We start from the raw sequence: 12,525 nt of genomic DNA on the forward strand, positions 1-12,525 counted from the left end.
CCGGGGCCGCCGCGGCGGCGCGCGGAGCCGGTGCCGCGCCGAGCACGGCCGACCCGTCGGCGGCCGCCTGCTTGACGTCGGCCATGGTCACCACGCCATCGGTGCCGGTGGCACGCACGCGGGCGAGGTCGACCTTGAGCTTGCGCGCCAGCGCCCGTACCGCGGGCATCGCCTTGACCCCGCCGATCGTGCTGGCCTGCTCGCTGCGGACCGCGTCGGAGGACTGCATCGCACCGACCACCGTGCCGCTGTCCTGGCGTGGCTCGCCCTTCGGTGCCGGGGCACCCTCGTCCTCGATCGCGCCGCCGTCGTCGGAGGCGACCACGCGGTCGTCCGGCGCCGGGTCGTCGCTGCCGACGCCTTTTCCGGGCTGGCCACCCCCGTGGTGGTGACCCGTGTCCTGGCCCTCGGCGCGCTGCGGCATCGACGGGTCGACCTCGAACTCGGCCAGCATCGCGCCGGTGGTGATGACGTCACCGGCGGCGCCGGCCAGCTTCAGCACCTTGCCCGAGACCGGCGAGGGCACCTCGACCACGGCCTTGGCGGTCTCCATCGAGACGAGCGCGTCGTCCAGCCTGATCGTGTCGCCGACCTTGACGGTCCACTCGACGATGGTGGCGTCGGGCAGGCCTTCACCGAGGTCGGGCAGGAAGAAGGTTTTCTTGTTGCTCATGGCAGTCCTTCGTTTGCGGGGGCGCCGTGGCGCCCGGGCAGTGCTTGGATGTTGCGGCCGGGCTCAGCCGGCCGCCATCGCGCGCTTGGCGGCGGCGACCACGCGGTCGACGCTCGGCAGGTACTTCATCTCCAGCCGGAACAGCGGGATGTGGGTGTCGTAACCGGTGACGCGCTCGACCGGCGCGAGCAGGTCGTACATCGACTCCTCGGCCAGGCGCGCGGCGATCTCGGCACCGAAGCCGGCGGTCTTGGGCGCCTCGTGCACGATCACGCAGCGGCCGGTCTTCGACACCGATTCGGCGATCGTGGCGAAATCCAGCGGACGCAGCGTCGCCACGTCGATCACCTCGGCGCTGATGCCTTCGCTTGCCAGCTGTTCGGCGGCCTCCAGCGTCTCCTTGACCTGCGCGCCCCAGGTCACCAGGGTCACGTCGTCGCCGTCGCGCAGCACGTAGCACACGTCCAGCGGCAGCGCCTCGCCGTCGTCGGGCACGTGCTCCTTGTACTGGCGGTAGATGCGCTTGGGCTCGAAGAAGATCACCGGGTCCGGCTCGCGGATCGCCGCCAGCAACATGCCGTAGGCGCGCTGCGGCGAGGACGGCATCACCACGCGCAGCCCCGGCACGTTGGTGAAGATCGCCTCGTTGGCCTCGCTGTGGTGTTCGGGAGCGCGGATGCCGCCGCCCCACGGCACGCGCAGCACCATCGGGCAGTGCAGGCGGCCGCGGGTGCGGTAGCGCATGCGCGCGGCGTGGCAGACGATGAAGTCGACCATCGGGTACATGAAACCGTCGAACTGCGCCTCGGCGATCGGCTTCATGCCCTGGCTGGCCATGCCGACCGTGAGGCCGGCGATGGTGGTCTCGTCGAGCGGGGTATCGATGACGCGCTGGCTGCCGAACTGCGCGTGCAGGCCGGCGGTGGCGCGGAACACGCCGCCGTTGACGCCGACGTCCTCGCCGAGCACGACGACGCTTTCGTCGGCGCGCATCTCATGGGCCATCGCCTGGGTCAGCGCCTCGATGAGCGTGATGGGAGCCGGGGTGGTCGGCGCGGCGGCCTTGTCGTTGCTGCTCATGCCCGGCCCTCCCGTGCGATCGCCTGCTCGCGCTGTGCCAGCAGGTCCGCCGGCGGGTCGGCATAGAGGTGGTCGAACATGGCTTCAACCGGCTGCACCGGGGTCTCCAGGTAGGCGTTGATCTCGACGTCGACCTTGTGGCCGCATTCCTCGATCCACTTGGCTTCCTCGTCCTCGCTCCACACGCCGGCATCGGTCAGGTAGGTGCGCAGGCGGGTCATCGGCTCGCGGGTCCAGCCGTCCTTGACCTCGGCCTCGTCGCGGTAGCGGCTGGCATCGTCGGCGGTGGTGTGGTCGTGCAGGCGGTAGGTCATGAACTCGATCACGCTGCCACCCTCGCCGCTGCGCGCGCGTTCGGTCGCGCGGCGCATGCCCTCGAGCACGGCGATCAGGTCGTTGCCGTCCACCTGCAGGCAGTGCAGGCCGCCGGCCAGGCCCTTCTGGGCGAGCGTGGCGGCACCGGTCTGCGCATGGCGCGGCACCGAGATCGCCCAGCCGTTGTTGACCACGCACAGCACCAGCGGCGACTTGAACGCACCGCTGGAGTTGAGCGCGGCGTAGAAGTCGGTCTTCGACGAGCCGCCGTCGCCGCAGCAGGCCACCGCGATGCGGTCCTGCCCGCGCAGCTTGAACGACAGCGCCGCACCGGCCGCCATCAGGCACTGGGTCGAGATCGGCACGCACCACGGGTAGTCGTTCTTCGCCTCGGCGAAGTCGTTGCCGCGCTCGTCGCCGCCCCAGTACAGCAGCACCTCGCGTGGCTTCACGCCGCGCATGAACTGCGCGCCGTACTCGCGGTAGCTGGGCGCGAACACGTCCTCGGGCTTCATCGATGCACCGATGCCGACGTGGGTCGCCTCGTGGCCGAGGCTGGCGGCATAGGTGCCAAGCTTGCCGGTGCGCTGCAGCTTGATCGCCTTGCTGTCAAAGGTGCGCACGAACAGCATCTGCTTGAACAGCGGCAGCAGCGCCTTGGGGTCACGGAAGGCTTCGGGCAGTTCGCCGACGGGCTTGCCGTCGGGGCCCAGGTACTGGAGATACTCGATTTCGAACGATGCGGCGACCGTCATTGCACGCGTTCCTCGGTCATGCGAAAGACCTCCGATCATACCGGCCGGGGCGGCAAAAGCCGTTGCGCGATGCGGCAAGTCCGGCGGCCCGTTGCCTGCAGCCGACGCGACCGGCCGCCGGCCTGATCCAGGTCAGGGCGCGCCCGCGCCGGCGCGTGCGATACCCTTTCGCCCCCTGCAGGAGCACCCGATGAGCGTCGACAAGAACGAGCGTGCGCTGGAAACCGGCATCCATACCGACCTGTCCGGACGACTGAGCTACGGCGGCTACCTGCGGTTGGACCGCCTGCTCGATGCCCAGCACCCGCTGTCGGACCCGGCCGAGCACGACGAACTGCTGTTCATCGTGCAACACCAGGTCTCGGAACTGTGGATGAAGCTGATGATCCACGAGCTCAAGGCGGCCACCGTGCACCTGCGCGCCGACGAGCTGGGCAGCTGCCAGAAGATCTTCGCGCGCTGCAAGCAGGTGCTGCGCCAGCTGACCGAGATGTGGTCGGTGCTGGAAACGCTGACGCCGTCGGACTACATGCGCTTCCGCGACATCCTCGGGCCGTCGTCGGGGTTCCAGTCGCTGCAGTACCGCACGATCGAGTTCCTGCTGGGCAACAAGAACGCCGCGATGCTGAAGGTCTTCGCGCACGACCCGGCGGCGGAGGCCTCGCTGCGCGAAGTGCTGGAGGCGCCGAGCCTGTACGACGAGGCGCTGCGGTTCCTGGCGCGCAACGGCCACGCCGTGCCGCCGCGGCTGGTCGAGCGGGACTGGTCGCGCCCGCACGTGTCCGAGCCGGAGCTGCTGCCGGTGTTCGAGCGGATCTACGAGGACCCCGACGCGCACTGGGCCGCCTACCACCTGCTGGAGGACCTGGTGGACCTGGAAAGCCAGTTCCAGCTGTGGCGCTTCCGCCACATGCGCACGGTGATGCGCATCATCGGCTTCAAGCGCGGGACCGGCGGTTCGTCGGGCGTGGGGTTCCTCAAGCAGGCGCTGGACCTGACCTTCTTCCCCGAGCTGTTCGAGGTCCGTACCTCGATCGGCGCCGGCCGCTGACGGTGTTGCGGCGCAGCATGCGCTGAGGCATGGAGCGCATTCATTTGACGTGCTTGTTACCTAGCGGTTAAACCTTTCCCGTTTTCGCCCCTGCCGGGGAATCATCCCGGCTGCGGGGATTGCCATGAGACCGCCCAGCAGGGCGGCAACCGACAAGACATCCTTCAGGGGAGAGAGACCACCAGTGGCCACCAATCCAATCGCAGTCGGGGAAAAGACCTTCCTCGGCCATCCGCGCGGTCTGTTCATGCTGTTCTTCGCCGAGATGTGGGAGCGCTTTTCCTACTACGGCATGCGCGCACTGCTGGTGCTGTACCTCACCAAGCACTGGCTGTTCTCCGATGGCGAGGCCTCGATGGTCTACGGCGCGTACACCGCGCTCGTCTACATCACCCCCGTCATCGGTGGTTACCTTGCCGACAAGTACCTGGGCCAGCGCAAGGCGGTGCTGTACGGCGCCGTGCTGCTGACCTTCGGCCACTTCCTGATGGGCTTCGAGGGCGACGGTGGCGGCGACAGCCCCGCGTTGAACGCGTTCTGGCTCGCGCTGGCGTTCATCATCGTCGGCTCGGGCTTCCTCAAGGCCAACATCTCGGTGATGGTCGGCCAGCTCTATCCGCGCACGGACGTGCGTCGTGATGGCGCGTACACGATCTTCTACATGGGCATCAACCTGGGTGCGTTCCTGGGTTCGCTGCTGTGCGGCTACCTGGGCGAGACCTACGGCTGGAAGTACGGCTTCGGCGCCGCCGGCATCGGCATGCTGCTGGGCCTGATCGTGTTCGTGATCGGCAAGCCGCTGCTGCAGGGCAAAGGCGAGTCGACCGATCCGGCGCGCCTGCGCCAGCGCACGGCCGGCCTCCCGTTCGAGTGGCTGCTGTACGTGCTGGGCATCGGCATCGTGGTGGTGTGCTGGTGGATGGTGCAGAACCAGGAAGTGGTCGGCTGGGCGCTCGGTGTGACCGGCGCGGTCCTGCTGGGCTACGTCGGCTGGGTCGCCTCGACCCGCCTCGACCGGCACGCGCGCAACCGCATCTTCGCCGCGATGATCCTGATGATCGGCTCGGTGCTGTTCTGGGCCCTGTTCGAGCAGGCCGGCTCCTCGCTGAACCTGTACACCGACCGTTTCGTCGACCGCAACATGTTCGGCTGGGAAGTGCCGGCCTCGATGTTCCAGTCGATCAACGCGATGTACATCATCCTGCTGGCGCCGGTGTTCGCTTGGCTTTGGACGATGCTGGGCCGCCGCGGCCTGGAGCCGTCGGCCCCGGCCAAGTTCGGCCTCGGCATGATCCAGCTGGGCCTGGGCTTCCTGGTGCTGGTGGCCGGCGCGGCCGCGGTCGCCGGCGGCAGCATGACCCCGGTGCTCTTCATCTTCCTGATCTACCTGCTGCACACGATGGGCGAGCTGTGCCTGTCGCCGGTGGGCCTGTCGGCCATGAACCGGCTGGCGCCGGCGCACATGGCCAGCCTGATCATGGGCTGCTGGTTCTTCGCCTCGGCGACCGGCAACTTCGTGGCCGGCCTGATCGCCGCCGCGACCGGTTCGGAAGCCGCCTCGGGCAGCGACGCCGCCCAGGACGTGGTGCTGGACGTGTACTCGACCATCGGCTGGATCGCGGTCGCGGTCGGCGTCGGCTTCCTGCTGGTGTCGCCGCTGATCAAGCGCCTGATGCACCTGGATACGCTGAAGGACGACGACCACCAGCTGGCGGGCGAGGCCGAGCTGGCCGAGCCGGCTGCCGCCGGTACGCGACTGGACGAAGAGCGCCGCTGACCGCGGGCTCCTGGTGACACGAAAACGGCGACCCCCGGGTCGCCGTTTTTTTTTGGCTAGCGTCCGACTTCGACCTGCAGTTCGAGCTCGTCCAGGCGGTCCAGCAGGCGGAACAGAAGTCCGCGCTCGGACGCGTCCATGCCCTTGAGCAGGCGCTGCTCGAACTCGATCGCCAGCGGTGCGATCTCGTCGTAGACGCGGTAGCCGTCCACGCTCAGCCGCAGCACCGAGCGGCGGCGGTCGTCGCCATGCACCTCGCGCTGCAGCCGGCCGGCTTCGACCAGCCGGGCCACTGCACGGCTCACGGCCACCTTGTCCATCGCCGTTCGCTGGGCGACCTCGCCGGCCGACAGGTCGGGGTAGCGTCCGACCACCGCCATCACCCGCCACTCGGTGACCCCGAGCGCGAAACGCTCCGAGTACATCCGGAAGATCGAGTCGCTGACGCGGTTGGACAGCACCGACAGGCGATAAGGCAGGAAGTGCTCGAGATCCAGCTCGACGTGGCGCGCGCCAGCGGCCAGCCGGGCGCCGCCGTCGTCGCGGTCGTGGGGGGGATTGCCGTGGCATGGGTCGTTCATGTTGCGCCGCGCCTTGCCTATGGTTTCATGTGAAACTATAACCCTGCGATGCGGCCGCTGTCGGCCGTACGTTCCATCCACGCTTTTCGAAGCCATTCCCCCGGAGTCCCCATGAGCGCCCAGCCCAACCTCGGCATGCAGGTCACCACTTTCGAGAACCCGATGGGGATCAACGGGTTCGAGTTCGTTGAATTCGCGGCGCCGGCCGGCCAGGGCGCGCGCATGCGCGAGTACCTGGAGAAGCTCGGCTTCACCGCCGTTGCCCGGCATCGCGACCGCGCGATCACCCTGTTCCGCCAAGGCACGATCAACTTCCTGCTCAACGAGGCGCCCGATTCCTTCGCCTCCGACTTCGCCGCCAAGCACGGCCCGTCGGCCTGCGGTTTCGCGATCCGCTTCACCCGTCCGACCGCCGAGGTGCTCGAGCACGTGCTCGCCAACGGTGGCGAGAAGGCCGACCTCAAGCCCGAGACCGGCGCGCTGCAGGGCCATGCCATCAAGGGCATCGGCGACTGCATGCTGTACCTGGTCGACGACGCCAACGCCGACATCTACGCCGACTACGAGCCGCTGCCGGGCGTCGACCAGCACCCGCGCGGCTTCGGCCTGACCTTCATCGACCACCTGACCCACAACCTGTTCCTCGGGAACATGCAGAAGTGGTCGGACTACTACGAGAAGCTGTTCAACTTCCGCGAGATCCGCTACTTCGACATCAAGGGCAGCAAGACCGGCCTGCTGTCGAAGGCGATGACCGCGCCGGACGGCATCGTGCGCATCCCGCTCAACGAGTCGAGCGACGAGAAGAGCCAGATCAACGAGTACCTGCGCGACTACAAGGGCGAGGGCATCCAGCACATCGCGCTGTTCACCGACGACATCTACGAGTCGGTGGAGAAGATGCGCGAGGCCGGGATCGAGTTCCTCGACACCCCCGACACCTACTTCGAGGTGATCGACCAGCGCGTCCCGAACCACGGCGAGGACGTGCCGCGCCTGGCCCGGAACAAGATCCTGCTCGACGCCGACATGGAGACCAAGTCGCGCCTGCTGCTGCAGATCTTCACCACCAACGCGTTCGGCCCGATCTTCTTCGAGATCATCCAGCGCAAGGGCAACGAAGGCTTCGGCGAAGGCAACTTCCAGGCGCTGTTCGAGTCGATCGAACGCGACCAGATGAAGCGCGGCGTGCTCTGAGCAGGCGGCCGGCGATGGAATCGAACGGCTACCAGTCGGGCTTCGGCAACGAGTTCGCCACCGAGGTCGTCGCCGGCACGCTGCCGGTCGGGCGCAACTCGCCGCAGCGGGTCGCGCATGGCCTCTACGCCGAGCAGCTTTCCGGCACGGCGTTCACCGCGCCGCGCAGCCACAACCGGCGCAGCTGGCTGTACCGGATGCGGCCGGCGGCGGTGCACGGGCCGTTCCAGCCGTTCTCGCAGCGGCGGCTGCATAACGACTTCGATGCCGGCCCGGTGAACCCGGACCAGATGCGCTGGGACCCGTTGCCGATGCCGGCGGCGGATGCGCGGGTCGATTTCGTCGACGGACTGTTCACCATGGCCGGCAACGGCGGCCCGGCCGCGATGACCGGTATCGGCGTGCACCTGTACGCCGCAAACGCGTCGATGGACGGCCGGTTCTTCTACGACGCCGATGCCGAGCTGCTGGTGGTCCCGCAGCAGGGCCGGCTGCACATCGCCACCGAACTGGGCGTGCTGGACGTGGAGCCGCAGGAGATCGCAGTGATCCCGCGCGGCGTACGCTTCCGGGTCGAACTCCCGGACGGCACCGCCCGCGGCTACGTCTGCGAGAACTTCGGCGCGCTGTTGCGGCTGCCCGACCTCGGGCCGATCGGCAGCAACGGGCTGGCCAACCCGCGCGACTTCCTGACCCCCAACGCCGCCTGCGAGGACCTGGAAGGCGACTTCGAGCTGGTCGCCAAGTTCCAGGGCCACCTGTGGCGCGCCGACATCGGCCACAGCCCGCTCGATGTGGTGGGCTGGCACGGCAACTACGCGCCATACAAGTACGACCTGCGCCGCTTCAACACCATCGGCTCGATCAGCTACGACCACCCGGACCCGTCGATCTTCCTGGTGCTGCATTCGGCCAGCGACACGCCGGGCACGAGCAACATGGACTTCGCGATCTTCCCGCCACGCTGGCTGGTCGCGCAGGACACGTTCCGTCCGCCGTGGTTCCACCGCAACATCGCCAGCGAGTTCATGGGCCTGATCCACGGCGCCTACGACGCCAAGGCGGAGGGCTTCGTGCCCGGCGGCGCCAGCCTGCACAACTGCATGACCGGCCACGGTCCGGACGCGGCGACCTTCGACAAGGCCAGCCACGCGGACCTGTCGAAGCCGGACGTCGTGCAGGACACCATGGCCTTCATGTTCGAGGCCCGCGCGGTGATCCGTCCGACCCGGCAAGCGGTGGACGCCGGGCACCGGCAGCGTGGCTACCAGGACTGCTGGGCGGGACTGGGCAAGCACTTCAAGGCCTGACGAGCGGCCCGGCGAACGCCCGGCAAGTGCCGTCGTTCGCGCCGTGTTGACGAGCGCACGCCGAGCATCGGCCGCGGTCCACGCCCGGTCTGCCGCATGTCTTTCAACCACCTGCCGCTCCTGTTCGGCACCTGCCTGCTCGTGCTCGCCGTCGGCGGCTGCTCGGATGACGTAGCCGAAACCGACGCTGCGGGCGGCGGGCCTGGCATCCCCGCCGACGATCCGCCCGCGACGATCGACCCGCTCCGGCCGCCTGGCACGGAAGCTCCTGCCGGGGCACCTGCCGGGAGTCCGGCTGGCGGCATCGGCGCGCCGGCACATGCGGCGCGCTTCGACGGCTACGGGCCGGCGCGTTTCGGGATGGGCGCCGACACCGTACGTGCCGCCTGGGCCGGCGCGCTGGACGGCGGCACGGGCGAGGGCGCGGCGTGCTTCCACCTGAGTCCGGCCGAGCAGCCCGATGAAGCGCACTTCGCGCTGATGTTCGTCGACGGCGATTTCGTCCGCTACTCGGTCGACAACGAGCGCATGGCCGCGCCCGGTGGCGGCCGCGTCGGCATGGACGAGGCGCAGCTGGAGGGCCTGTACGGCCCACTCGAAGACCGTGGCCGGCACAAATATGTCGACGGCGGCGAGTACCTGCGCGTCGCCGACCCCGCCGTCAGCAAGGCCGTGCTTGTATTCGAAACCGACGCCGACGACGTGGTCAGCGAGTGGCGGGTCGGCCTGCCGCCGCACGTCGACTACGTCGAAGGTTGTTCCTGAGCCCGCGCCCGGGCCTAGAATCGGGCCGGGGACCCATGGAGATCGACTGATGCTGGCAGCGCTTGGCTTGTTCGTGCTGGGACTGGTGCTGCTTGCACTGGGCGGTGATTCGCTGGTCAAGGGTGCCTCGGGGCTGGCCCGCCGCGGCGGCGTGTCGCCGTTCGTGACCGGCCTGGTGCTGGTCGCGTTCGGAACCTCGCTGCCGGAAATCGCGGTGAACCTCCATGCGATCGCACGCGGCGTACCCGACCTCGCGCTCGGCAACGCGATCGGCAGCAACGTCGTCAACTTCGGGCTCACCCTCGGCCTGGCCGCGCTGGCGGCCCCGCTGCTGGTGCACTGGCGCGCGCTCAACCCGCTGCTGCTGGTGCTGGTCGCAGGCACGGCGGCGCTGATCGTGTTCGGGCTGGACGGGTCGGTCTCGCGCATCGAGGGCGGCGTGCTGGTGGTCGCGTTCGTGGCCACGCTCGCCTTTGCCCTGTCCAGGGCCAGCAACGAGACGCCCGAGCTGCAGGCCGAACTGGAAGGCTTTTCCAGCACCGGCACCGATCTCGGGCTGAACCTGCTGCGCTTCGCGATCGCGCTGGTGCTGCTGTACTTCGGCTCGCGGCTGGTGGTGGTCAACGCGCTGACGCTCGGCGCGGGCTGGGGGCTGTCGCCGCTGCTGGCCGGCCTGGTGCCGGTGGCGATCGGCTCCGCACTGCCGGAAGTCGCCGCCGCCATCGCGGCTGCGCGGCGTGGGCAGGGCGACATCGTGGTCGGTCACGTGATCGGCTCCAGCCTGTTCAACCTGCTGGTGATCGTCGGCGCGATGGCGCTGTGGCAGCCGGTCGTGCTCCCGGGACTGCTGGTGCGCTACGCCTTGCCGGCCGCGCTGGCGTTCGCCCTGGTGATCTACCCCATGCTGCGCGGCGACCTGCGTATCGGCCGCGGCGAGGGCGGGGTGCTGCTGGTGGGCTTCGCGGTGTGGCTGGCGTTCGAGCTGCTCCTCGTCGGCCGCGCTGCCGACATTGCCGCCCCCGGGGGCACAGGCGCGGGCTGATTGATCCCGCCGGAGCGTTGTTAGACTGGGGGAATGACCGAATCCCGATCCCAGTCCCCCCGACCGTTTTCGCTGCGTGCGGCCAATGCGCTGNGCCGGAGCGTTGTTAGACTGGGGGAATGACCGAATCCCGATCCCAGTCCCCCCGACCGTTTTCGCTGCGTGCGGCCAATGCGCTGGCGCGATTCCTGCACCTGGAGGCCGCCGGCGGCATCCTGCTGATCGGCGCCGCCGTCCTGGCGATGATCTTCGCCAACTCCCCGCTGGAGGAGGTGTACGAAGGCTTCCTCGAGCTGCCGGTGCAGGTGCGCGTAGGCGAGCTGGACATCGCCAAGCCGGCGCTGCTCTGGATCAACGACGGCTTGATGGCGATCTTCTTCCTGCTGGTCGCGCTGGAGATCAAGCGCGAAGCACTGACCGGACAGCTGGCCGGCCGATCGCAGCTGGTCCTGCCGCTGGTCTGCGCTACCGGTGGCGTCATCGTCCCGGCGCTGATCTTCTTCGGGCTGAACCATGGCGACCCGGAGGCCATGCGCGGCTGGGCGGTGCCGACCGCGACCGACATCGCGTTCGCACTCGGCGTGCTGGCACTGCTGGGGTCGCGCGTGCCGGTCGGGATGAAGCTGTTGCTGTCGACCATTGCCGTGGTCGACGACCTCATCGCGATCGTAATCATCGCGCTGTTCTATTCGCACGGGCTCTCGCTGACTGCGCTGGCGTGGGCCGGCGCCGCGCTGGCGCTGATGTGGCTGCTCAACCGGCGTGGCGTCACGGCGTTGACGCCCTACCTGCTGCTCGGCGTCGTGCTGTGGATCTGCGTGCTCAAGTCCGGCGTGCACGCGACGCTGGCCGGCGTGGCCACCGGCCTGATGATCCCGCACGTGAACCCGCGCAACGACATCGACGATGAAGTCGAGCACTCGCCGCTGGAGCACCTCGAGCACGCGCTGCACCCCTGGGTCGCGTTCGCGATCCTGCCGGTGTTCGCGTTCGCCAACGCCGGCCTCGCGCTCGGTGACCTGAGCCTCGAGGCGGCATTCGCGGCGGTGCCGATGGGGATCGCGCTCGGCCTGGTGGTCGGCAAGCCGATCGGCATCGTCGGTGCCGCCGTGTCGATGCGCGCGCTGGGTTGGGCGCGCTTCCCGGAGGGCATGGACCTGCGCGCGATGGTCGGGCTCGGCCTGCTGTGCGGTATCGGTTTCACGATGAGCCTGTTCATCGCGTCGCTGGGCTACCGCGACCCGCTCAACTACGAGGCCGCGGTGCTGGGCGTGCTGTGCGCCTCGGTGATCGCCGCCGTGCTTGGCTACAGCTGGCTGCGCATGGTGCTGCCGGCGCGCGATCGGAACGGCTGACGCGTGCGTACGGCGCTGGTCTTCGGCGGCAGCGGCCAGATCGGCCAGCCGCTGATCCAACGCCTGTGCGCGGGCGGTTGGCACGTCACCGCGCTGTCGCGGTCGCCGCAGCGCGATGACGCCAGGCTGCGCTGGCTGTCCGGCGGATTCGAAGCGATGCCGCCGTTGCCGGCACGGTTCGACGCGATCATCAGCGCGGGCCCGCTCGACCACTTCGCCCGCTGGTATGCGGGGGGCGGCGTGGCGGCGCCACGGGTGGTCACCTTCGGGTCCACCAGCCTGGACACCAAGCGGGGGTCCGGTGACCCGGCCGAGCGCGGGCTGGCCGGGCGGCTGAAGCAGGGCGAGGACAGCGTTTTCGCCACCGCAGCCTTCCGCGGCGACGCGGCGACGCTGCTCCGGCCCACCCTGGTCTATGGCAGCGGGCGCGATGCCAGCCTGAGCCGGATCGCGGCCCTGGCGCGGCGGGCCGGGATGTTCCCGCTGCCGCGTGGAGCCTGCGGCCTGCGCCAACCCGTGCATGTCGAGGACCTCGCCGACGCGGCGCTGGCGTGCCTGGACGCGCCTGCCACCCACGGACGCGCCTACGCGCTGCCCGGCGGCGAGACCCTGCCGTACCGCGAG

Annotated in this window: 12 protein-coding genes; 8 read left to right on the forward strand and 4 right to left on the reverse strand. The window is 69.3% G+C overall.

The window, feature by feature from the left end:
- From ACKVMH_RS10395 to pdhA, 3 genes are all read right to left on the reverse strand, one after another.
- A partial coding sequence (locus tag ACKVMH_RS10395) for a biotin/lipoyl-containing protein (RefSeq protein ID WP_412700223.1) occupies positions 1-673 on the reverse strand: 673 nt, incomplete at its 3' end.
- 63 nt (positions 674-736) lie between these two features.
- Entirely contained in the window at positions 737-1,753 is a 1,017-nt protein-coding gene (locus ACKVMH_RS10400; protein ID WP_412700224.1) for an alpha-ketoacid dehydrogenase subunit beta, read from the reverse strand.
- Positions 1,750-2,823 carry a pyruvate dehydrogenase (acetyl-transferring) E1 component subunit alpha gene (pdhA, locus tag ACKVMH_RS10405; protein WP_412700225.1) on the reverse strand — a complete coding sequence of 358 codons (1,074 nt, stop codon included), beginning with the start codon at positions 2,821-2,823 and terminating at the stop codon, positions 1,750-1,752. Before pdhA ends, ACKVMH_RS10400 begins: the two co-directional genes overlap by 4 nt.
- Before the next feature lie 190 nt (positions 2,824-3,013).
- Here pdhA and ACKVMH_RS10410 point away from each other — a divergent pair, with 190 nt between their 5' ends.
- Positions 3,014-3,874: a tryptophan 2,3-dioxygenase gene (locus tag ACKVMH_RS10410; RefSeq protein ID WP_215218849.1), complete on the forward strand. Its 861-nt coding sequence runs from the start codon at positions 3,014-3,016 to the stop codon at positions 3,872-3,874.
- 184 nt (positions 3,875-4,058) lie between these two features.
- Entirely contained in the window at positions 4,059-5,651 is a 1,593-nt protein-coding gene (locus tag ACKVMH_RS10415) for a peptide MFS transporter (RefSeq protein ID WP_251370591.1), read from the forward strand.
- A 56-nt stretch (positions 5,652-5,707) separates the two neighbouring features.
- Here ACKVMH_RS10415 and ACKVMH_RS10420 read toward each other — a convergent pair whose 3' ends face one another.
- Entirely contained in the window at positions 5,708-6,232 is a 525-nt protein-coding gene (locus ACKVMH_RS10420; protein WP_412700226.1) for a MarR family winged helix-turn-helix transcriptional regulator, read from the reverse strand.
- Positions 6,233-6,343: 111 nt separating this feature from the next.
- On the opposite strand from ACKVMH_RS10420, the gene hppD reads away from it, so the two are divergent.
- The 6 genes from hppD to ACKVMH_RS10450 form a co-directional block, all read left to right on the forward strand.
- Complete coding sequence (gene hppD / locus ACKVMH_RS10425) at positions 6,344-7,429, forward strand: 4-hydroxyphenylpyruvate dioxygenase (RefSeq protein WP_412700227.1); 1,086 nt, start codon at positions 6,344-6,346, stop codon at positions 7,427-7,429.
- Between the two features lie 14 nt (positions 7,430-7,443).
- Entirely contained in the window at positions 7,444-8,739 is a 1,296-nt protein-coding gene (gene hmgA, locus ACKVMH_RS10430; RefSeq protein WP_412700228.1) for a homogentisate 1,2-dioxygenase, read from the forward strand.
- Between the two features lie 96 nt (positions 8,740-8,835).
- The gene (locus ACKVMH_RS10435) at positions 8,836-9,504 is read left to right on the forward strand and encodes a lectin (protein ID WP_412700229.1); all 669 of its coding nucleotides are present in this window, start codon (positions 8,836-8,838) and stop codon (positions 9,502-9,504) included.
- Between the two features lie 49 nt (positions 9,505-9,553).
- A complete protein-coding gene (locus ACKVMH_RS10440) occupies positions 9,554-10,546 on the forward strand; it encodes a sodium:calcium antiporter (protein ID WP_412700230.1) in 993 nt (330 codons plus the stop codon).
- A gap of 119 nt (positions 10,547-10,665) precedes the next feature.
- Positions 10,666-11,901: a Na+/H+ antiporter NhaA gene (nhaA, locus tag ACKVMH_RS10445; RefSeq protein ID WP_412700231.1), complete on the forward strand. Its 1,236-nt coding sequence runs from the start codon at positions 10,666-10,668 to the stop codon at positions 11,899-11,901.
- A 3-nt stretch (positions 11,902-11,904) separates the two neighbouring features.
- Positions 11,905-12,525 (forward strand): SDR family oxidoreductase (locus tag ACKVMH_RS10450; RefSeq protein ID WP_412700232.1); only part of this gene is annotated, 621 nt, incomplete at its 3' end.

This window comes from Lysobacter zhanggongensis (genome assembly GCF_046638635.1).
GTDB lineage: Bacteria > Pseudomonadota > Gammaproteobacteria > Xanthomonadales > Xanthomonadaceae > Novilysobacter > Novilysobacter luteus.

Coding starts and splice junctions, on each gene's coding strand:
- ACKVMH_RS10400 (WP_412700224.1), bottom strand. CDS start 1,753: ATGAGCAGCAACGACAAGGCCGCCGCGCCGACCACCCCGGCTCCCATC.
- pdhA (WP_412700225.1), bottom strand. CDS start 2,823: ATGACGGTCGCCGCATCGTTCGAAATCGAGTATCTCCAGTACCTGGGC.
- ACKVMH_RS10410 (WP_215218849.1), top strand. CDS start 3,014: ATGAGCGTCGACAAGAACGAGCGTGCGCTGGAAACCGGCATCCATACC.
- ACKVMH_RS10420 (WP_412700226.1), bottom strand. CDS start 6,232: ATGAACGACCCATGCCACGGCAATCCCCCCCACGACCGCGACGACGGC.
- hppD (WP_412700227.1), top strand. CDS start 6,344: ATGAGCGCCCAGCCCAACCTCGGCATGCAGGTCACCACTTTCGAGAAC.
- hmgA (WP_412700228.1), top strand. CDS start 7,444: ATGGAATCGAACGGCTACCAGTCGGGCTTCGGCAACGAGTTCGCCACC.
- ACKVMH_RS10435 (WP_412700229.1), top strand. CDS start 8,836: ATGTCTTTCAACCACCTGCCGCTCCTGTTCGGCACCTGCCTGCTCGTG.
- ACKVMH_RS10440 (WP_412700230.1), top strand. CDS start 9,554: ATGCTGGCAGCGCTTGGCTTGTTCGTGCTGGGACTGGTGCTGCTTGCA.
- nhaA (WP_412700231.1), top strand. CDS start 10,666: ATGACCGAATCCCGATCCCAGTCCCCCCGACCGTTTTCGCTGCGTGCG.